Source organism: Micromonospora sp. RV43, from assembly GCF_001029515.1.
Taxonomy (GTDB): Bacteria; Actinomycetota; Actinomycetes; order Mycobacteriales; family Micromonosporaceae; genus Micromonospora; species Micromonospora aurantiaca.
Window position 1 is genome coordinate 18,502 of sequence record NZ_LEKG01000061.1, and the last position, 19,359, is coordinate 37,860.

Below are 19,359 nucleotides of genomic sequence, written 5' to 3' on the forward strand. Positions count from 1 at the left end.
CCGATTACGCCACCCACGCCGATTAACGGGCGTCGACCGAGCGTCGCAACGAGCCCGCCAGTTCATCCAGGCAGCCCTTCTGCAAGCGGCGTTATAGGCGGTGGTCCGATCTTAGGCAATGCGGGTCCAGGAACGCCCGTCCAAGCGATGCCGCCTGGAACCGCATCCCCTGCTACTCCTAATACACCCTCTGGCACTCCTGGTACCCCCCTTCCCTCGGCACTCAATCGCGGCACCAGTTTGGGCCCGCTCGGGAACGATCCAGTTGCTGGAAAGAGCACTAACCGACCGCTTCCGCCGCGTCCGACCGGAACGAACGGGATGATTCCGGGAGTTCCCCTCGGCCAGCCCGGCGTGGGCGGCCCTACTAGGCGCGTTAATCCCCTAGGTGGAGTTATCGGGGGAGGCGCGGCCGGCACTGCGCCGACAGGCGCTGCAGGATCTCGACCGAACACGGGGAGAGGTCCACAAATCGGCACACCTGGGTTGACCCCTCTCGGCGGTGCTCCCGGCCTGTCTCCCGCCCACGGGCGGCAGAACAGCAAAGGTCTGGATACAGACTTGGAGCGACGCTGGGATCCGGACAACCCCTGGGAAGTCGAACGCGGCGTGAATCCAATATTGGAGCCACCTGACGAGGGACCGATCGATCCAGGGCCTGCCATAGGCTTCAATCGGTGATTCCATACGCGCTTTTGGTGGCGCGAAGCTTAGCCGCGTCACTCGCAATCTCACTCACTGGCCTGGCGACATCGGCCTTGCTGCCCGCCTCGGACGGGTCGGAGCGAGTGAGACGCGACCAGTGGCATCTAGGCTTCTTGAAGGCTGCAGAAGCTCACAAAATTAGCCAGGGCGAGGGGATCGTTGTAGCAGTTCCAGATACTGGAGTAGAGGCTCACCCGGACCTAGAGAAGAACTTACTTCCAGGAACAGACGTGATCACAGGAGGAAGCGGAGACGGCCTTCGAGACACGAATAGCCACGGCACCGGCATGGCTGGCCTAATCGCGGCCCATGGGCGGGGAGGCACTCGCGGCGCGCTCGGAGTGGCACCTAAATCCAAGATTCTCCCAATCTTCGACACACCGACCAACGGACTGGGCCAACCCGATGATTTGGCGGCCAGCATTGAGTATGCAACAGCTCAACATGTGGATGTAATTAGCATCTCTGCGGCCAGCATCCCCACCCCTCGCCTGGAATCTGCAATAAAGGCCGCACTTGAAGCGAACATCGTCGTAGTAGCAGCCGTTGGGAACATCCCAAGCGAAACATCGATTAGCTATCCGGCATCCGAGCAAGGCGTGATCGCCGTAGGCGGCGTTGATAGGCAGGGCAACAAGACCGAATTCTCGGTTTCGGGGGCGGATGTAGATATCCTCGCACCTGCAGTCGACATTTACACCACAAGCCTCGCCGGTCGATACCGCCGGAGCACCGGCACGTCGGATGCGACTGCGATCGTTGCCGGGGCTGCTGCTCTCATCCGCTCCAAGTACCCCAACCTCCCTGCCCAGGAAGTCGCCCACCGGCTGACCGCCACCGCCGTCGACAAGGGACCACCCGGCCGCGACGACCAGTACGGCTACGGCGTGATCGACCTCGTCGCCGCGCTCACCGCCGACGTTTCCCCGCTCGGCTTCGAGTCCTCCAACGTCACGCCACCGGCGTCAGCGGAGGCAGCACCCGACAAGAGCGACGACGGCAGCGCGACCGTACGCGGGCTCGCCACGCTCGGTGTGCTGGTGGCGGCGGGCGGCGGGTACCTGTTCTGGCGGCGCCGCCGACGTGCCGACGACCCGCCGCCGAGGGTCAGCCGGTAGCGTCGGCGGGGTGTCGACCTCCGTACCGGTGCGCCTCGTGCTCGCCTCGCAGTCTCCCGCCCGCCGCAAGTTGCTCCAGGCCGCCGGGATCGAGCCGGACGTGCTGGTCAGCGGCGTGGACGAGTCGCAGGTGGTGAGCGATCGGGCCGAGGATCTGTGCCTGGAGCTGGCCCGGCTGAAGGCGCAGGCGGTACGTGATCGGCTGCGGCCCTCGCCGGACGAGCGCACGCTGGTCCTCGGCTGTGACTCGGTACTCGCCTTCGACGGCGAGATCCTCGGCAAGCCCGATGACGCGGCGGACGCCACCCGGCGGTGGCAGCGGATGCGCGGGCACAGCGGTGTCCTGCACACCGGGCACTGCCTGATCGACGTGACCCACGAGTCCCGCGCCGAGGCCGTCGCCTCGACCACCGTGCACTTCGCGGATATCAGCGACGACGAGATCGCCGCGTACGTGGCGACTGGCGAGCCGCTGGCCGTGGCGGGCGCGTTCACCATCGACGGGCTGGGCGGGGCGTTCCTGACCGGGATCGAGGGTGACCCGGGCACGGTGGTGGGGTTGTCCCTGCCGTTGCTGCGCCGGCTGCTCGCCGAGGTGGAGCTGAGCATCGTCGACCTGTGGACGAAGATCGCGCCCGGGGGCCAGGAGATCGAACATCTCGGCTAACGTCCGGACATGACCACGAAGCCGCTGCCGCTCACCCCGGAACTGCACGCCTACCTGGTGGCCCACGGGTCCGCCCCGGACGAGATCGTCCAAGAGCTGGCCGAGGAGACCCGGGCGGCCCTGCCCGCCGAGGCGGTCATGCAGGTCGCGCCCGAACAGGCCGCGTTCCTGACGTTCCTGACCCGGCTGCTCGGCGTACGGCAGGCGGTCGAGGTCGGCACGTTCACCGGCCTCTCCTCGCTGGCGATCGCCCGAGGGCTGGCCGAGGACGGCCGGTTGACCTGCTTCGACATCTCTGAGGAGTACACGGGCGTGGCCCGGCGCTACTGGCAGCGCGCCGGTGTGCAGGACCGCATCGAGCTGCGCATCGGCCCGGCCGCGGAGACGCTGCGCGAACTGCCCCGCGAGCGTTACCTGGACTTCGCGTTCATCGACGCGGACAAGGTCGGCTACCCGATCTACTGGGACGAGCTGGTGCCCCGCATGCGTTCCGGCGCGGTGATCGCCGTCGACAACACGCTGCGCGACGGCCGGGTGCTCGCCCCGCGCAACGCCGACGACCGGGCGATCGCCGCGTTCAACGACGCGGTGATCGCGGACGTCCGCGTCGAGGCGGTCATGCTGCCGATCGCCGACGGGGTCACACTCGCCCGGGTGCTCTGAGCCAGCCGAACACAACCTCCCCGAAATGGCGGCATCCCTGAGCACCGGATACCGCCACCTCGCCGACATGGAGTCGATCAAGCCACCCGCACCAAACAGGCAGCGCACGGCGGCCATGACACCCACCGCCGACGACCTCACACTCGCCCGGACGCGCTGAGCCAGCCGAACACAACCTCCCCGAAATGGCGGCATCCCTGAGCACCGGATACCGCCACCTCGCCGACATGGAGTCGATCAAGCCACCCGCACCAAGCCGGCAACGCACGGCGGCCATGACACCCACCGCCGACGACCTCACACTCGCCCGGACGCGCTGAGCCGACCGAACACAACCTCCCCGAAATGGCGGCATCCCTGAGCACCGGATACCGCCACCTCGCCGAAATGGCGGCATCCCTGAGCGCCGAAGCCGCCACCTCGCCGAGGTGGAGTCGATCAAGCCGCGCGGACCGGCGCGGGAAGGGCACGGCCCAGCCGTACGGTCAGCAGCACCGCCACTGCGATGAACGCGGGCAGCAGCAGGAACGCCGGGTGCGGGCCGACGCCGTCGGCCACCCATCCGAGCGCCACCGGCGCGATCCCGAAACCCACACCCATCGAGTACGCGGACCAGCCCGCCGCCTTGTCCGCGGCCGGACCGGCGACGGCCAGCGCGATCGAGATCGCCAACGGGTAGTGCAGCGCGTTGCCGAGCCCGAGCACGACCAGCCCGGTGACCGCGAGCCAGCCGACGGTGCTGCCCCAGAACAGCGCGAACCCGGCCATCGAGACGGTGAGCGCGCCGAGCAGCAGCGGCACCGGCGCCCAGCGCAACGCGGCCCGGCCACCGGCGAGCCGGCCGGCGAACATGCCGCAGACGATCGCAGCGACCGCCGCCGACGCCCCGCCCGCGCTCAGCCCGGCATGGGTCCGCAGCACGTCGGCGGTCCACAACGACAGGCAGACCTCGATCGACCCGGTGACGGACATCAGAACCCAGGCGATCCAGTACGCCCGCGGCAGCCGCCCCGCCGCACCGGAGCCGAAGGAGGAAACGGGCTCCCCGGAGGCGGGAACGGCCGAGGCCCGGACGGAGGAATCGGTGGCGACGGCCTCGACGGCACCGGAGGCGGGAACAACCAAAGCGGGCACGGCAGGAGCGGGAACGACCGAAGCCGGGACGGCAGGAGCGGGGACGACCGAAGCAGGCACCACGGGAGCGGGGACGACGGGAGCGGGGACGACGGGAGCAGGCACGACGGCCTCGGAAACCCCGGGAGCGGGGACGGCGGAGACCCGGGTGGAGGCGGCCACGGGGACGGGCATGCCGGCAGCCGCGTCAGCGGGGGCGGTTTTCGGCCCGCGTACCCGGAAGGTCAGGGCGGCGAGCGCGACGAGCGTGATCAGCCCGACCTCGACGGCCATCAGCGGTCGCCAGCCGAGACCGGCGTCGACGGTGGCGCCGATGGTCAGCGGCGCCAGGATGCCCATGCCGGCGCAGGCCGCGTTGGCCTCGGTGAGCGCGGCGGGGGCGGCAGGTCCGTGCCGGGCGGTGAGCACCACGCTGACGCCGCTGACGACCATCATGCCGAAGGTGGCGATGACCGCGACGGAGGCGAGCGTGGCCGGCAGCGGACGGAGCAGGCCGAGCGCGGTGACTCCGGCGGCGACACCGGCGAGGCCGAGCCAGATGGCGGGGCCGCGGCCGAGGCGGCGGGCGACCGGGGCGAACAGCGCGCCGCCGGCGAGCGCGCCCACCGCGATGCCGGTGCTGTGCAGGCCGGCGACGGCGGCGCTGGTGCCCTGTTCGTCGCGGAGCAGGGGTACGACCGGGCCGAACCCGTAGAGGAAGAAGCCCCACAGACCGAGCTGGGCGTAGGTCAGCCAGGTGATCCGGTCACGGGTGAGGCGGGGCACCGGCCTTACGCTACGCGCGCCCGGCCGGTGCCCCGCCCCTGCTGAGAGGTAGGTCTCCCCTGCTCAGCGGACGCTGCGGGCGAACTGGCGGGCGGCCCAGAACACGCCTGCGGCGGCGAGCACCGCGATGATGCCGAGGCCCTGCCAGACGCGGTCGTTGCCGAGGTCGCCGTTGAACAGCGCACGGGTGCCCTCGACCGCCCAGGAGAACGGGTTCCACTTGGCCACGCCCTGGAGCCAGCCGGGGGCGAAGGTGAGCGGCAGCAGGATGCCGGAGAGCAGCAGCACCGGCTGCGCGACTGTGTTCATCAGTGGGGCGAGCGCGTCCTCGCTCTTGACCTTGAGCGCGATGCCGTAGGAGACGGCCGAGGTCATCAGCGCGATGAGGGCGAGCATCAGGTACGCCAGGAGCAGGTTGCCGATGAACACGCGCAGGTCGAACGCGAGCGCCAGCAGCGTGATGATGATCGCCTGCGCGATCAGCGAGACGACGTCGCGCAGCGAGCGGCCGAGCAGCAGGGCGAGCCGGCTGACCGGGGTGACCCGGGAGCGCTCGATCACGCCGGCGCGCAGCTCGGCGATCAGGCCGAACCCCTGGAACAGGCCGCCGAAGATGGCCAGCAGCACGAGCAGGCCGGGCACGAAGATCTTGTACGCGGCGGCCTGGGTGGGCGCGTTCAGCGCCGGCTTGAGCAGCGGGGCGAACAGAAGCAGGTACATCACCGGCTGGAAGACGCCGACGAAGATCCATACCGGGTTGCGCAGCAGCAGTTGCGTCTGGCGCTGGAAGATCAGCCAGGTGTCGCGGGCGAGTTTCATGACAGCTTCTCCGGAGGTCAGGACTCGCGCAGCGAGCGGCCGGTCTTGGTGAGGAAGACGTCGTCCAGGCTGGGGCGGTGCAGCTCGATCGAGCGCAGGTCCAGCCCGGCGTGGTCGAGGCGGCGCAGCACCTGCGGGATGGCGGTGGCGCCCTCGTCGACGTAGAGACGCAGGCCGCCCTCGTCGACGGTCTCCAGCTTGCTCACGTACGCCTCGGTGTCGAGCAGCTCGGCGGCGCGCGGGGTGCTCGGCGCGTCCAGGCCGACGATCACCACCTCGCCGGAGATCTCCCGCTTCAGCTCGGCCGGTGTGCCCTCGGCGACCACCTCGCCGTGGTCCATGATCGCGATGCGGTCGCAGAGCGCGTCCGCCTCGTCCAGGTAGTGCGTGGTGATGAAGACGGTCATCCCCTCGGTGCGCAGCCGGCGGATCTCGTCCCACATGTGCGCGCGGCTCTGCGGGTCGAGGCCGGTGGTCGGCTCGTCCAGGAAGACGATCTTCGGCTCGTGGATGATGCCGAGCGCGATCTCGACGCGCCGGCGCTGACCGCCGGAGTAGGTCTTGCACTTGCGGTCGGCGTACTCGGTGAGCTGGAACGCTTCGAGCGCGTGCTCGGCGCGGCGGTGCGCCTCGGCCTTGCCGATGCCGTAGAGGCGGGCCTGGAGGACCAGCTCCTCACGGGCGCTCGACTCGTCCCAGGTGCTGCCGCCCTGTGCGACGTAACCGATCCGGCGGCGCACCTCGGCCGGGTCCTTGCGCAGGTCGGCGCCGGCCACAGTGGCCTCGCCGCCGTCCGGCTCGATGAGGGTGGCGAGCATCCGCAGCGTGGTGGTCTTGCCGGCGCCGTTGGGCCCGAGGAAGCCGAAGATCTCCCCCGCCGCCACGTCGAGGTTGACGCCGCGGACCGCGTCCACGGTCTTCGTCTCGCGACCCGCGCGGGAGCGGTACGACTTCCGCAACCCCCTGGTCTCGATCATTTCTGCTCCTGGTCGTCCGGGCGGACCTGAGCGGCCGCCGATCGTCCGCGAGGACGCACGAATCCCCCGCGATTCCCGCTGAGGCTAACGCGATATAGCTCTTTTGGTCAACGTTGATTATGTCGTGTCACCGTGATCCGTCGGACCAGCCCGACCAGCCCTCGGCCTGCTCCATCCCATCGGGCAGGTACGACACTCCCGACTCGATCCGCTCCGCGATCCGCTCGCACCAGGCCGTCTCCGCCTCGGCGCGGGCCAGCCACAGCTCGAACATCCACCCGACGTGCACCGGCTTGCGGGTGCGCACCCAGTCCGAGTCGAGCGAGGCCCGCATCGACTCCACCCCGGCCCGCAGCAGGTTCGCCCGGTTGCGCAGCGCCGCCGCGGCCTCGTCGCGGGGCATCGCCGGCAGGAAGGAGAACGCCGCGACGAACGGATCGGGCGGCTCCTGGACCTGCCACCACTGCGCCCGCAGCAGCGTCTCGAACTCGTCCTCACCCTTCGCCGTCACCTCGTACGTGGTGCGCGCCGGACGGGCGCCCACCTGCTCGACCGAGACGGTCCGCAGCAGGCCCTCGTCGGTGAGCTTGCGCAGCGCGTGGTAGATCGAGCCGGGCTGCACGTTCGCCCACTTGTCCGCGCTCCAACTGAGCAGTTCGCGGCGCACGTCGTAGCCGTGCACCGGCTGCATCCACCTGACCAGGCCGAGAATCATCATCCGCGTCGCCGACACGGGACAAGCGTAATAACCAAGTTTGACTACAGTGCCGCATCCCACACTGAGCGATCGTTAGGCTCCGCAGCTCGGCCGCTAAACTCCCGGCAACGACCTCCCGGGAGGAGCCACAAGGTGCGCAAGGTTCTCATCGCCAACCGCGGCGAGATCGCCGTCCGCGTCATCCGCGCCTGCCGCGACGCCGGGCTGGCCAGCGTCGCCGTCTACGCGGACTCCGACCGGGACGCCCTGCACGCCACGCTCGCCGACGAGGCGTACGCCCTCGGCGGCGACACCGCCGCGGACAGCTACCTGCGCATCGACAAGCTGATCGACGTGGCGGCCCGCTCCGGCGCGGACGCGGTGCACCCCGGCTACGGCTTCCTCTCCGAGAACGCCGACTTCGCCCAGGCCGTCATCGACGCCGGGCTGACCTGGATCGGTCCCACCCCGCAGGCGATCCGCGACCTGGGCGACAAGGTGACCGCCCGGCACATCGCGCAGCGCGCCGGCGCGCCGCTGGTGCCCGGCACCCCGGACCCGGTGGGCAACGCCGACGAGGTGATGGCGTTCGCCGTCGACCACGGCCTGCCGGTCGCCATCAAGGCCGCCTTCGGCGGTGGCGGGCGCGGCCTCAAGGTCGCCCGCACCATGGAGGAGATCCCGCACCTGTTCGAGTCGGCCACCCGCGAGGCGGTCGCCGCGTTCGGCCGCGGCGAGTGCTTCGTCGAGCGCTACCTGGACAAGCCGCGCCACGTCGAGGCGCAGGTGCTGGCCGACCAGCACGGCAACGTGATCGTGGTGGGCACCCGGGACTGCTCGCTTCAGCGCCGGCACCAGAAGCTGGTCGAGGAGGCGCCCGCGCCGTTCCTCACCGACGCCCAGCGGGCCCAGATCCACGACAGCGCCAAGGCCATCTGCCGGGAGGCCGGCTACCACGGTGCCGGCACCGTGGAATACCTGGTCGGCGTGGACGGCACGATCTCGTTCCTGGAGGTCAACACGCGGCTCCAGGTCGAGCACCCGGTGACCGAGGAGACCGCCGGCATCGACCTGGTCCGCGAGCAGTTCCGCATCGCCGACGGGGAGAAGCTGCGCTTCACCGAGGACCCGACGCCGCGCGGGCACGCCATCGAGTTCCGCATCAACGGCGAGGACCCGGGCCGCAACTTCCTGCCCGCACCGGGCACCGTCACCGCCCTGCGCCTGCCCTCCGGGCCGGGCGTGCGGGTGGACACCGGCATCTCGGCCGGCGACGTGATCGGCGGCAACTTCGACTCGCTGCTGGCCAAGGTGATCATCGTCGGCGAGACGCGTACCGAGGCGCTGGAGCGGGCCCGCCGGGCGCTCGACGAGATGGTGGTCGACGGCATGGCCACGGCGCTGCCCTTCCACCGCCTGGTGATCCGCGACGAGGCGTTCACCGCCGAGCCGTTCACCGTGCACACCCGGTGGATCGAGACCGAGTGGGACAACACCGTACCGGCCTTCACCGCCACCGCCGGCGCCGCCGACGAGCCGGCCGAGCGCGAGACCGTCGTGGTCGAGGTGGGCGGCAAGCGGCTGGAGGTCGTCCTCCCCGCCGGGCTCGGCGCGGGTACGGCGGCAGCCGCGCCCGCCGCGAAGAAGCCGGCCCGCCGGGGTGGCGGAGGCAAGGCGGGTGCCGCGGTCAGCGGTGACACGCTCACCTCCCCGATGCAGGGCACGATCGTGAAGATCGCCGTCGCCGACGGCGACGAGGTGGCCGAGGGCGAGCTGGTCGTGGTGCTGGAGGCGATGAAGATGGAGCAGCCGCTGCACGCGCACAAGGCCGGCACTGTCAGCGGGCTCGCCGCCGAGGTCGGCGCGGTGATCACCGCCGGCGCGGCGATCTGCACCATCGCCTGAGGTGTAAGGAAGGGCCCCTTCTTAACGCCTGAGGTAGAGAAGGGGCCCCTTCTTAACAGCGCGGGGCCGGGTGGTCTGAGCCACCACCGGGGGCGGGAGCGCCGCCGGGCGGGAATGATGGCCGGGTGCGGTTCCTTCACGGCGCGGTCCCCGCGCACGACCTGACCTACAACGACGTCTTCATGGCGCCCAACCGTTCCGAGGTGGGCTCCCGGCTCGACGTCGACCTGGCCACCACCGACGGGACCGGCACCACGATCCCGCTCGTGGTGGCGAACATGACAGCCGTCGCGGGCCGGCGGATGGCCGAGACCGTGGCCCGGCGCGGCGCGGTGGCGGTGATCCCGCAGGACATCCCGATCGAGGTCGTCGCCAACGTGGTCGGCTGGGTCAAGCAGCGGCACCTGGTGCACGACACGGCGATCACGCTCGGCCCGACCGACACCGTCGGCGACGCCATCCACCTGCTGCCCAAGCGTTCGCACGGCGCGGTGGTCGTGGTCGACGCGGACGGCCGGCCGATGGGTGTGGTGACCGAGGCGGACACCGTCGGGGTGGACCGCTTCGCCCAGCTCCGGCACGTGATGTCGACCGAGCTGCACACCGTTCCGGCGGACGCGGACCCGCGTACCGGATTCGACCGGCTGTCGGCGGGCCGGCGGCGGCTCGCGCCGGTGGTGGACGGCGACGGACGCCTGATCGGGGTGCTGACCCGGCAGGGCGCTCTGCGCGCCACGCTCTACAAGCCCGCAGTGGACGACCGGGGGCGGCTGCGGATCGCCGCCGCAGTGGGCATCAACGGCGACGTCACCGGCAAGGCCGCCGCGCTGCTGGAGGCCGGGGTGGACACGCTCGTGGTGGACACCGCGCACGGGCACCAGGAGCGGATGCTCCAGGCACTGCGGGCGGTCCGCCGGCTGGACCCGCCGGTGCCGGTGGCGGCCGGGAACGTGGTGACCGCCGACGGCGTACGCGACCTGGTCGACGCGGGCGCGGACATCGTGAAGGTCGGCGTCGGACCGGGTGCGATGTGCACCACCCGGATGATGACCGGCGTGGGCCGCCCGCAGTTCTCCGCCGTGCTCGACTGCGCGGCGGCGGCCCGCTCGCTGGGGCGGCACGTCTGGGCCGACGGCGGCGTACGCCACCCGCGGGACGTGGCGCTGGCGCTTGCGGCGGGCGCCTCGAACGTGATGATCGGCTCCTGGTTCGCCGGCACCTACGAGTCTCCCGGCGACCTCTACACCGACGCCGACGGGCGGCGCTACAAGGAGAGCTTCGGCATGGCGTCGTCGCGTGCGGTGAGCGCCCGTACGGCCGAGGACAGCGCGTTCGACAGGGCCCGGAAGGCGATCTTCGAGGAGGGCATCTCCTCGGCCCGGATGTATCTGGACCCGAACCGGCCCGGCGTCGAGGACCTGATCGACGAGATCATCTCCGGCGTACGCAGCGCGTTCACGTACGCGGGAGCGCGCAGCCTGGAGGAGTTCCACGAGCGGGCGCTCGTCGGCGTGCAGAGCGCCGCCGGGTACACCGAGGGGATGCCGCTGCCCACGAGCTGGTGACGCCCCGACCGGCCCGCCGGCTCAGTCGAACAACCGCTTGATCACGGTACGGGCGGCGGCCTCCGGGTCGTCGCCCACCCGTGGTGGCAGCGCGCCGGAGAGCCAGAGCGTGGCGAAGCCGTGCACGATCGACCAGGCGGCGAGCGCGTCCGCGTCCGGCTCCCGACCGGTGTGCCGGGCCACCCCCTCGCGCAGCACATCCCCCGACCGGGCGCGGGCGGCGACCAGCTCCGGGTCGTCGGCCCGGTACAGCTCGGGCCGGAACATGACGTCGAAGTGCGCGCGGTGCCGCACCGCGAACCCGACGTAGGCCACGCCGGTGTCGAGCAGGTCGTCCCCGGCCTGCCGCAGCGCGTCGGCGAGCAGGTCGAAGCCCTGCGTGGCGAGCGCGGTGAGCAGCCCGGCCTTGTCGCCGAAGTGGTGCGCGGGCGCGGCGTGCGAGACGCCGGCGCGCCGGGCCAGTTCACGCAGGCTCAGCGCGGCCGGCCCGGACTCGGCGATCGCCTCGGCCGCGGTGCTCAGCAGGACGCGGCGGAGGTCGCCGTGGTGGTACGAGGCCATGCCGTCACCCTAACTTGTCATTGACAAGATGGCATCCGTCGACGCAATCTTGTCAGCGACAAGATATTCGTCGGAGGGATCGACAATGGCACCCCTGATCGCACTCCTCGCCGGCACCGCGCTGGCCCGGATCGCCGGCCTGCTCGGCGTGGACGCCCTGGACGGGTGGCACCCCGCGCTGCGGGTGGGGCTGGCGCTGATGTTCGTACTGACCGGCGTGGCCCACTTCGCGTCCCGCCGGGCTGACCTGATCGCGATGGTCCCGCCGTCGCTTCCCCGGCCCGGCCTGCTGGTCACAGTCACCGGCGTGCTGGAACTCACCGGCGCGCTCGCCCTGCTGTTCCCGGCCACCGCGCGCCCGGCTGCGGCCGGGCTGGTGCTGCTGATGCTCGCCATGTTCCCGGCGAACGTGTCCGCAGCTCGGCGTCACCTCACGCTCGCCGGCCGCCCGGTGACGCCGCTCGGCGTCCGTACGGTGCTCCAGGTCGTCTTCGTGGCCGCGGCGCTGACGGTCGCCCTCGGCGGATGAGCCGACGGCAGGCCCGGCCGGGACGGCCCCGGCGGGGACGCGACTCAGGCCCGGGCCGGCTCCGCCTCGGCGGACGGGGACTCCCCGGTCTCCTCGTGGCGCACCGTCGGCAGGCGCAGGCAGGCGACCAGGCCGATCAGCAGGAACCCGGCGCCCGCGAAGGCCGCGTACCTGGTGGCGTCGGAGAACGCCTGCTTCGCCTCCTCCGCGATCGGGGCGGTACGCGGGTCCGCCTCCAACCCGCTGATCGCCGCACCGGCGCTCTCCTTGACCGCGCTCACCACCTGGTCCCGCTGGACCGGGGTGAGTCCGGGCTGGTCGGCCAGGCGGTCGCCGAGGATCCCGCCGAGACCGGCGAAGAGCACGGTGCCGAGCACCGCGATGCCGAGCGCGGAGCCGACCTCGCGAGCACGCTCGCGACCACGAACACGGTGACGCCGACGAGGAACATCCGCCGCCGCCCGGACCGGTCGGCGAAGCGACCGGCGACCAGCAGCAGCGCCGCGAAGACCAGGGTGTACGCCTCCTGCACCCACTGCGCGTCGGTGGAGGTGATGTCGAGGTCCCGGATGATCTGCGGCACCGCGACGTTCACGATCGTGGCGTCCACGATGATCATCGCTACGCCGAGGCTGATGGCAAGCAGCCCGTAACCAGCGTCCGCGCCCGTCGCCGCGCATCTCGCCCTCCTTTTAGCTAGATTTTCTAGCTACCCGAGATGCTAGCTTTATCCTGTGGAAGGGGTGCCGTCAACCGGAGAGCCCGCGCCGGGTCCGCCGCCGAGCAGCGAGGCCTCCCGCGCGCTGCGCGACGTGCTGCGGATCGCGGGTGACACCCGGGCCGCGCTGGCCCGCCGCCTGGGCCTCAACGCCACCGACGCCGCGGCGATCGATCACCTGGTCTCCAGCCCGGAGCCACTGGGCCCGGTGGAACTGGGCAACCGGCTCGGCATCCGGTCCGCCTCGGCGACCACGCTCGTCGACCGGCTCGTGCAGGCCGGTCACGTCGCCCGGACCCCGCACCCGTACGACAGGCGGCGACTCAGCCTCCAGGTGACCGAGAGCGCTGTGAGCGAGGTGCTGGAGGCGCTGCGCCCGATGCTCGTCGGCGTCGACCGGGCGGTCGCCCGGCTCACGCCCGAGCAGGCCGAGGCCACCACCGCGTTCCTGCGCGAGGTCACCGAGGTGATGCGGGAGTACGTCGCCACCGCCCCCGACGAGCCGTCCCGGGCACGCGCCGACCGCGGCTGAGGAGATTCTCAGAAATAGTTTGGGGCCTGATGGTTCGGGAGCTAATCTGACGCTCGTGAACATGGGCCCGCTCGTCCGCTTCCCCGACGCGTTGCACCACGCGCCGCTCGGCCGGCTGATCTCGATCGCCGGTCACGTCGTCGAGCAGCACTGGGGGCGTTACCTGGCCGAACACCACGGGCTCACGTCCGCCGGCATGCGGGTCCTGATGATCCTCCTCCGTTCCGGCGACGTGAGCCACCGGGAAATGGCCGAGCTGTGCTTCGTCCGGCCCGCCACGCTCACCGGCATCGTGGACACCCTGGAACGCGACGGCTTCGTCAGCCGCCGTCGCGACCCGGAGGACCGCCGCACGGTCCGGCTCACGCTGACCGACAAGGGCGGCGAGCACGCCCGCGCCATCATCGACATGATCCACAGCGACCGGCCGTTGACGTCGGTCGACGCCGACCCGGCCAACCGGGCGGTGATCCGCCAGTTCCTGATCGAAATCATCACCGGCATGTCCGACGGGGACCTCCGTCGGTTGAACCGGGACAGCGAGTCCGACACCGAGCCGCCAACGGGGAGCCATCCGTGTTGATCCGCCTGCTCCGCTCACATCTGCACCCGTACCGACGATGGCTGGCCGCCGTGGTGGCCTTCCAGTTCGTCGGCACCATCGCCTCGCTCTACCTGCCCAGCCTGAACGCCGACATCATCGACCGGGGCGTCGCCGTCGGCGACACCGACCAGATCCTGCGTACGGGCGGGTGGATGCTGGTGGTCAGCCTGCTCCAGATCGCCTGTTCGATCGCCGCCGTCTACTTCGGCGCGAAGACCGCGATGGCGTTCGGCCGCGACGTACGCGGCTCGATCTTCCGCCGCGTCAACAGCTTCTCCGCCCGCGAGGTCGCCCGGTTCGGAGCGCCGTCCCTGATCACCCGCAACACCAACGACGTCCAGCAGGTGCAGATGCTGGTGCTGCTGAGCTGCACCATGCTGGTGGCCGCGCCGATCATGAGCGTCGGCGGCGTGGTGATGGCGCTGCGCGAGGACGTCGGGCTCTCCTGGCTGATGCTGGTCTGCGTACCGGTGCTCGCAGTCGCGCTGGGCCTGATCATCCGCCGGATGGTGCCGGGCTTCCGGCTCATGCAGACCCGGATCGACACCGTCAACCGGGTGCTGCGCGAGCAGATCACCGGCATCCGGGTCGTCCGGGCGTTCGTCCGTGAGCCGTACGAGACCGACCGGTTCCGGGTCGCGAACACCGACCTGACCACCACCGCGCTGCGGATCGGGCGGCTCCAGGCGCTGATCTTCCCGATCGTGATGCTGGTGCTGAACGTCTCCAGCGTCGCCGTGCTCTGGTTCGGCGCGGCACGGGTCGACTCCGGTCAGATCCAGGTCGGCGCGCTCACCGCGTTCCTGCAATACCTGATGCAGATCCTGATGGCGGTCATGATGGCCACCTTCATGCTGATGATGGTGCCCCGGGCCGCGGTCTGCGCCGAGCGCATCGAGGAGGTGCTGGACACCGACTCGTCGGTGGTGCCGGCCACCGACCCGGTCACCGAGGTCACCGGCCGCGGCGAGCTGGAACTACGCGGCGCCGGATTCCAGTACCCGGGCGCGAGCGCCCCGGTGCTGCACGACATCTCGTTCCGCGCCGAACCGGGCCGCACCACAGCGATCATCGGCTCCACAGGCGCCGGCAAGACCACGCTGCTCACGCTCATCCCCCGGCTCGTCGACCCGACCGCCGGCGCGGTCCTGGTGGACGGCGTGGACGTACGGGACCTGGCCCCGGACGAGCTGTGGCGGCGGATCGGGCTGGTGCCCCAGCGGCCGTACCTGTTCACCGGCACCGTCGCCAGCAACCTGCGCTACGGCAACCCGGACGCCACCGACGCGGACCTCTGGGCCGCGCTGGAGATCGCCCAGGCGCGTGACTTCGTCACCGAGATGCCGGGCGGGCTGGAGGCGCCGATCGCGCAGGGCGGCACCAACGTCTCCGGCGGCCAGCGGCAACGCCTGGCCATCGCCCGCGCGCTCGTCCGCAAGCCGGAGATCTATCTCTTCGACGACTCCTTCTCCGCGCTCGACCTCGGCACGGACGCCCGGCTGCGGGCCGCCCTCAAGCCGGTCACCGCGGACGCGGCGGTGGTGATCGTGGCCCAGCGGGTCTCCACGATCATCGACGCCGACCAGATCATCGTGCTCGAGGACGGGGGTGTCGTCGGGATGGGACGACATGAGGAACTGCTGGAGAGCTGCCCCACGTACGCCGAGATCGTCGCGTCGCAGCAGACGGCGGAGGTGGCCGCGTGAGCGCGCCGACCGGGGGGAACAGCGGGACGCCACCGGTTCCGCAGCAGAAGAACGAGCCGACGCGGCTGCCGCCGGCCGGACGGCGCCCCGCTGGCGGCCCGCCGCACATGAGCATGGGCATGCCGGCCGAGAAGGCGATGAACTTCGGGCCGTCGGCACGCCGGCTGCTGGCACGGCTGCGGCCGTACCGGCTCCAGCTCACCGGCGTGCTCGCGCTGGCCCTGGCCAGCGTCGGGCTCAGCGTCATCGGGCCGAAGGTGCTCGGCCACGCCACCGACATCATCTTCAGCGGGGTGATCGGGCGTCAGCTGCCGCCCGGCACCACCACCGAGGCGGCGGCGGAGGCGGCCCGCGCCGAGGGCAACGGCAACTTCGCCGACATGCTGGCCCGGATGGACGTGATCCCGGGGACCGGCATCGACTTCGACGCGCTGGGCCGGGTGCTGGCGTTCGCCGTCGTGCTCTACGTCGGCGCGAGCATGCTCCAGTGGGCGCAGGGCTGGGTGCTCAACGGGGTGGTGCAGCGCACCGTGCTGACGCTGCGCGCCGACGTGGAGGAGAAGCTCAACCGGCTGCCGCTGCCCTACTTCGACAAGCAGCCCCGCGGTGAGCTGCTCAGCCGGGTCACGAACGACATCGACAACGTGTCGCAGACGCTCCAGCAGACGCTGAGCCAGTTGCTCACGTCGCTGCTCACCGTCGTCGGCGTACTCGGAATGATGTTCTGGATCTCGCCGTTGCTGGCTGTCGTCGCGCTCGTCGCGGTGCCGATGTCGGTGGTGGTCACCAGCCTGATCGCCAAGCGGTCGCAGGGCAAGTTCATCGCCCAGTGGAAGCACACCGGCGAGCTGAACGGCCAGATCGAGGAGGCGTACACCGGGCACGAGCTGGTCAAGGTCTTCGGCCGGCAGAAGGAGGTCGAGGCCGCCTTCCACGCCAAGAACGAGGAGCTGTTCCGGGCCGGCTTCGGCGCGCAGTTCGTCTCCGGGCTGATCATGCCGGCGATGTTCTTCATCGGGAACCTCAGCTACGTCGCGATCGCCGTGGTCGGCGGCCTGCGGGTGGCGTCGGGCTCGATGAGCCTCGGTGACGTGCAGGCGTTCATCCAGTACTCGCGGCAGTTCACCCAGCCGCTCACCCAGGTCGCGTCGATGGCCAACCTGCTGCAGTCCGGGGTCGCCTCGGCCGAGCGGGTCTTCGCCGTGCTCGACGCCGACGAGCAGAGCCCCGACCCGGCCGAGCCGGCCCGGGTCGCCGACCCGCACGGGCGGGTCGAGTTCGAGCACGTCTCCTTCCGGTACGACCCGGAGAAGCCGCTCATCGACGACCTGTCGCTGGTCGCCGAGCCGGGTCACACGGTCGCCATCGTCGGTCCCACCGGCGCCGGCAAGACCACACTGGTCAACCTGGTCATGCGGTTCTACGAGCTGGACGCCGGGCGGATCACGCTGGACGGGGTGGACATCTCCACGATGCGCCGCGACGACCTGCGCGGCCGGATCGGCATGGTGCTCCAGGACACCTGGCTGTTCGGCGGGACCATCCGGGACAACATCGCCTACGGCCGGCCGGACGCCACCGAGGAGGAGATCCTCGCCGCCGCCCGGGCGACGTTCGTGGACCGGTTCGTCCGCAGCCTGCCGGACGGCTACGACACGGTGATCGACGAGGAGGGCAGCAACGTCAGCGCCGGGGAGAAGCAGCTCATCACCATCGCTCGGGCGTTCCTGGCCGAGCCGTCGCTGCTGATCCTGGACGAGGCGACCAGCTCGGTGGACACCCGGACCGAGGTGCTGCTCCAGCGCGCCATGGCGGCGCTGCGCTCGGACCGGACGAGCTTCGTCATCGCGCACCGGCTCTCCACCATCCGCGACGCCGACCTGATCCTGATGATGGAGCAGGGCCGGATCGTCGAGCAGGGCACCCACGACCAGCTCGTCGCCGCCGGTGGCGCGTACGCCCGGCTCTACCGGGCGCAGTTCAGCGGCGCGGTGATCGAGGACGAGGTGCCGGCGCCCGCCCCGGCCGGCCCGCCGGGGATGCGTGCCGGCGCCGGCACGCCGGTCGGGAACTGACGTGGACCCGGCCACAGGTCCGGCACCGGTCCCCGTCCGGGTGCCTCACCGGCACCCGGACGGGCCGGGGTCAGGCCGGGAGCAGCGCCGCCGACCGGCTCGCGACCACCGCGCCGATCAGGCCCAGCGCCTGCGCGGCGGGCATCGGGTCGAGCACCCGGCCGTCGCGCAGGCGCAGCGAGACCGAACCGTCGGCCGCCTCCCGGGGGCCGAGGACCCCGGTGTACGGGACGCGGCGGCGGGACGCGTCCCGGATCCGGGCGCCGAGCGAACCGGCGTGGTCCACCTCGGCCCGCAGCCCGGCCGCCTCGGCCCGGCGGGCCAGCCCGACGGCCGCGTCGGCCTGCGCCGCGTCCACCGGGAGGAGCAGCAACTGCACCGGGGCGTACCAGGCGGGGAACGCGCCCTCGTGCACCTCGATCAGGTACGCGAACAGCCGCTCCATGCTGCCGACCAGGCTGCGGTGCACCATCACCGGCCGTTTCCGGCGGCCGTCCGAGTCGGTGTACGACAGGTCGAACCGCTCCGGCTTGTCGAAGTCGAGCTGGACGGTGGAGATGGTCGACTCCCGGCCGGCCGCGTCCACGATCTGAATGTCGATCTTCGGGCCGTAGAACGCGGCCTCCCCCGGCGCCTCGACGACGTCCACCCCGTCGAGCGCCGCGCGGAGCAGTTCCTCGGCCCGCGCCCAGCCGGCGTCGTCGCCCACGTACCGCTGACCCGGCCCGCGCAGCGACAACCGCAACCCGGCGGGACGGACGCCGAGCGCGGCGTGCGCCTCGCCGATCAGCCGCAGGATCTCGCGGACCTCGTCACCGACCTGCTCCAGCGCGCAGAAGTTGTGCGCGTCGTTGAGCGAGATGGCCCGCACCCGGGACAGCCCGCCGAGCACACCGGAACGCTCCGCCCGGTACATGCCGCCCAGCTCGGCGACCCGCAGCGGCAACTCGCGGTAGGAGCGGCCGCGGGCGCGGAACACGAGCGCGTGGTGCGGGCAGAGCGCCGGGCGCAGCACGAACTCGTCGTCGGCGCTCAGCCGCATCGGCGGGAACATGTCGTCGGCGAAGTAGCCCAGGTGCCCGGACAGCTCGAACAGTTCCCGCTTACCGAGCGGCGGCGAGTAGACGTGCTGGTAGCCGGCCCGGCGTTCCAGCTCCCGGACGTACTCCTCGACGGCGTGCCGGGCGGCGGCGCCGGCCGGCAGCCAGATCGGCAGCCCGGCGCCCGCGAGCGGGTCGGAGACGAACAGCTCCAGGTCCCGGCCGAGCCTGCGGTGGTCGATCATGTCGCTCTCCTTGATCGGGTACGACCCGGAGGCGAGCAGGCCCGGAACGCCGCGAGGCCCCGGAGCGGATCGCCCCGGGGCCTCGTCGACGGAAACGTCAGTGCGGCGCGCCGGGAACACCCGGCGTCGTGGTCACTACCGCGCTGCGCATGCCCGAACGATAGGCACGCGGGTATCGACGGCGCATCTGAGTTTCGGAGAGTGGGTGCGGGTCGCCGGCACGGGACCTGCCGGCGAGGAGCCGGTCATCAGCACCATCTACCTGCGGCAACACGCCGCCAAGATCGTTGGGAACACGGCGGGTACAACTCGGACCAGATCCGCCGGCCGGCAC

Annotated in this window: 18 protein-coding genes and 1 pseudogene; 12 read left to right on the plus strand and 7 right to left on the minus strand. The window is 71.3% G+C overall.

The window, feature by feature from the left end; genetic code table 11:
- The first annotated feature begins 743 nt into the window (after positions 1–743).
- From ABD52_RS16690 to ABD52_RS41425, 5 genes are read left to right on the plus strand one after another with little or no spacing between them, the layout of a single operon-like run.
- Positions 744–1,823 carry a S8 family serine peptidase gene (locus tag ABD52_RS16690; RefSeq protein ID WP_235437483.1) on the plus strand — a complete coding sequence of 360 codons (1,080 nt, stop codon included), beginning with the start codon at positions 744–746 and terminating at the stop codon, positions 1,821–1,823.
- A gap of 10 nt (positions 1,824–1,833) precedes the next feature.
- Complete coding sequence (locus tag ABD52_RS16695; RefSeq protein ID WP_047892419.1) at positions 1,834–2,490, plus strand: nucleoside triphosphate pyrophosphatase; 657 nt, start codon at positions 1,834–1,836, stop codon at positions 2,488–2,490.
- 9 nt (positions 2,491–2,499) lie between these two features.
- Positions 2,500–3,153: an O-methyltransferase gene (locus ABD52_RS16700; RefSeq protein ID WP_047892420.1), complete on the plus strand. Its 654-nt coding sequence runs from the start codon at positions 2,500–2,502 to the stop codon at positions 3,151–3,153.
- Positions 3,154–3,178: 25 nt separating this feature from the next.
- Positions 3,179–3,313 (plus strand): hypothetical protein, encoded by a 135-nt coding sequence (locus ABD52_RS41420; protein ID WP_255352852.1) that lies wholly within the window; start codon positions 3,179–3,181, stop codon positions 3,311–3,313.
- A 25-nt stretch (positions 3,314–3,338) separates the two neighbouring features.
- Positions 3,339–3,473, plus strand: a complete 135-nt coding sequence (locus ABD52_RS41425; protein ID WP_255352853.1) for a hypothetical protein — start codon at positions 3,339–3,341, stop codon at positions 3,471–3,473.
- Between the two features lie 118 nt (positions 3,474–3,591).
- Here the strand turns inward: ABD52_RS41425 and ABD52_RS16705 are convergent, their stop codons facing one another.
- The 4 genes from ABD52_RS16705 to ABD52_RS16720 form a co-directional block, all read right to left on the minus strand.
- On the minus strand, positions 3,592–5,052 hold the full coding sequence (locus tag ABD52_RS16705) for a sugar MFS transporter (protein WP_047892421.1): 1,461 nt from the start codon (positions 5,050–5,052) through the stop codon (positions 3,592–3,594).
- A gap of 63 nt (positions 5,053–5,115) precedes the next feature.
- Positions 5,116–5,871, minus strand: coding sequence for an ABC transporter permease (locus ABD52_RS16710; protein ID WP_013284036.1), 756 nt, complete (start codon positions 5,869–5,871; stop codon positions 5,116–5,118).
- A gap of 17 nt (positions 5,872–5,888) precedes the next feature.
- Positions 5,889–6,848, minus strand: a complete 960-nt coding sequence (locus ABD52_RS16715) for an ATP-binding cassette domain-containing protein (protein WP_047892422.1) — start codon at positions 6,846–6,848, stop codon at positions 5,889–5,891.
- Positions 6,849–6,975: 127 nt separating this feature from the next.
- The gene (locus ABD52_RS16720; protein ID WP_013284034.1) at positions 6,976–7,566 is read right to left on the minus strand and encodes a PadR family transcriptional regulator; all 591 of its coding nucleotides are present in this window, start codon (positions 7,564–7,566) and stop codon (positions 6,976–6,978) included.
- Between the two features lie 132 nt (positions 7,567–7,698).
- Between ABD52_RS16720 and ABD52_RS16725 the strand changes: the two genes are divergently transcribed.
- Together ABD52_RS16725 and ABD52_RS16730 are read left to right on the plus strand one after the other, a co-directional pair.
- A complete protein-coding gene (locus ABD52_RS16725) occupies positions 7,699–9,450 on the plus strand; it encodes a biotin carboxylase N-terminal domain-containing protein (protein ID WP_013473998.1) in 1,752 nt (583 codons plus the stop codon).
- Between the two features lie 125 nt (positions 9,451–9,575).
- On the plus strand, positions 9,576–11,015 hold the full coding sequence (locus tag ABD52_RS16730; protein ID WP_013284032.1) for a GuaB1 family IMP dehydrogenase-related protein: 1,440 nt from the start codon (positions 9,576–9,578) through the stop codon (positions 11,013–11,015).
- Between the two features lie 21 nt (positions 11,016–11,036).
- On the opposite strand, the gene ABD52_RS16735 is transcribed toward ABD52_RS16730, so the two are convergent.
- The gene (locus ABD52_RS16735; protein WP_047892423.1) at positions 11,037–11,576 is read right to left on the minus strand and encodes a TetR/AcrR family transcriptional regulator; all 540 of its coding nucleotides are present in this window, start codon (positions 11,574–11,576) and stop codon (positions 11,037–11,039) included.
- 85 nt (positions 11,577–11,661) lie between these two features.
- Between ABD52_RS16735 and ABD52_RS16740 the strand changes: the two genes are divergently transcribed.
- A complete protein-coding gene (locus tag ABD52_RS16740) occupies positions 11,662–12,105 on the plus strand; it encodes a DoxX family membrane protein (RefSeq protein ID WP_047892424.1) in 444 nt (147 codons plus the stop codon).
- 44 nt (positions 12,106–12,149) lie between these two features.
- On the opposite strand, the pseudogene ABD52_RS41675 reads toward ABD52_RS16740, so the two are convergent.
- Positions 12,150–12,785 (minus strand): annotated as a pseudogene (locus ABD52_RS41675) (MFS transporter).
- Positions 12,786–12,839: 54 nt separating this feature from the next.
- Between ABD52_RS41675 and ABD52_RS16755 the strand changes: the two are divergent.
- The 4 genes from ABD52_RS16755 (at position 12,840) to ABD52_RS16770 (ending at position 17,740) form a co-directional block, all read left to right on the plus strand.
- Positions 12,840–13,355 carry a MarR family winged helix-turn-helix transcriptional regulator gene (locus ABD52_RS16755; protein ID WP_013473993.1) on the plus strand — a complete coding sequence of 172 codons (516 nt, stop codon included), beginning with the start codon at positions 12,840–12,842 and terminating at the stop codon, positions 13,353–13,355.
- A 61-nt stretch (positions 13,356–13,416) separates the two neighbouring features.
- Positions 13,417–13,938: a MarR family winged helix-turn-helix transcriptional regulator gene (locus ABD52_RS16760; RefSeq protein WP_030270693.1), complete on the plus strand. Its 522-nt coding sequence runs from the start codon at positions 13,417–13,419 to the stop codon at positions 13,936–13,938.
- On the plus strand, positions 13,932–15,665 hold the full coding sequence (locus tag ABD52_RS16765) for an ABC transporter ATP-binding protein (protein WP_013284026.1): 1,734 nt from the start codon (positions 13,932–13,934) through the stop codon (positions 15,663–15,665). Before ABD52_RS16760 ends, ABD52_RS16765 begins: the two co-directional genes overlap by 7 nt.
- A gap of 107 nt (positions 15,666–15,772) precedes the next feature.
- On the plus strand, positions 15,773–17,740 hold the full coding sequence (locus tag ABD52_RS16770; RefSeq protein ID WP_225319519.1) for an ABC transporter ATP-binding protein: 1,968 nt from the start codon (positions 15,773–15,775) through the stop codon (positions 17,738–17,740).
- A 70-nt stretch (positions 17,741–17,810) separates the two neighbouring features.
- Here ABD52_RS16770 and thrS read toward each other — a convergent pair whose 3' ends face one another.
- Complete coding sequence (gene thrS, locus ABD52_RS16775; protein ID WP_047892428.1) at positions 17,811–19,025, minus strand: threonine--tRNA ligase; 1,215 nt, start codon at positions 19,023–19,025, stop codon at positions 17,811–17,813.
- Positions 19,026–19,359: the final 334 nt, after the last annotated feature.

Excerpts from the sequence above, each read along its gene's own strand:
- ABD52_RS16700 (WP_047892420.1), top strand. The coding sequence starts at position 2,500 with ATGACCACGAAGCCGCTGCCGCTCACCCCGGAACTGCACGCCTACCTG.
- ABD52_RS41420 (WP_255352852.1), top strand. The coding sequence starts at position 3,179 with ATGGCGGCATCCCTGAGCACCGGATACCGCCACCTCGCCGACATGGAG.
- ABD52_RS41425 (WP_255352853.1), top strand. The coding sequence starts at position 3,339 with ATGGCGGCATCCCTGAGCACCGGATACCGCCACCTCGCCGACATGGAG.
- ABD52_RS16710 (WP_013284036.1), bottom strand. The coding sequence starts at position 5,871 with ATGAAACTCGCCCGCGACACCTGGCTGATCTTCCAGCGCCAGACGCAA.
- ABD52_RS16715 (WP_047892422.1), bottom strand. The coding sequence starts at position 6,848 with ATGATCGAGACCAGGGGGTTGCGGAAGTCGTACCGCTCCCGCGCGGGT.
- ABD52_RS16720 (WP_013284034.1), bottom strand. The coding sequence starts at position 7,566 with ATGATGATTCTCGGCCTGGTCAGGTGGATGCAGCCGGTGCACGGCTAC.
- ABD52_RS16735 (WP_047892423.1), bottom strand. The coding sequence starts at position 11,576 with ATGGCCTCGTACCACCACGGCGACCTCCGCCGCGTCCTGCTGAGCACC.
- ABD52_RS16740 (WP_047892424.1), top strand. The coding sequence starts at position 11,662 with ATGGCACCCCTGATCGCACTCCTCGCCGGCACCGCGCTGGCCCGGATC.
- ABD52_RS16760 (WP_030270693.1), top strand. The coding sequence starts at position 13,417 with ATGGGCCCGCTCGTCCGCTTCCCCGACGCGTTGCACCACGCGCCGCTC.
- ABD52_RS16770 (WP_225319519.1), top strand. The coding sequence starts at position 15,773 with ATGAGCATGGGCATGCCGGCCGAGAAGGCGATGAACTTCGGGCCGTCG.
- thrS (WP_047892428.1), bottom strand. The coding sequence starts at position 19,025 with ATGATCGACCACCGCAGGCTCGGCCGGGACCTGGAGCTGTTCGTCTCC.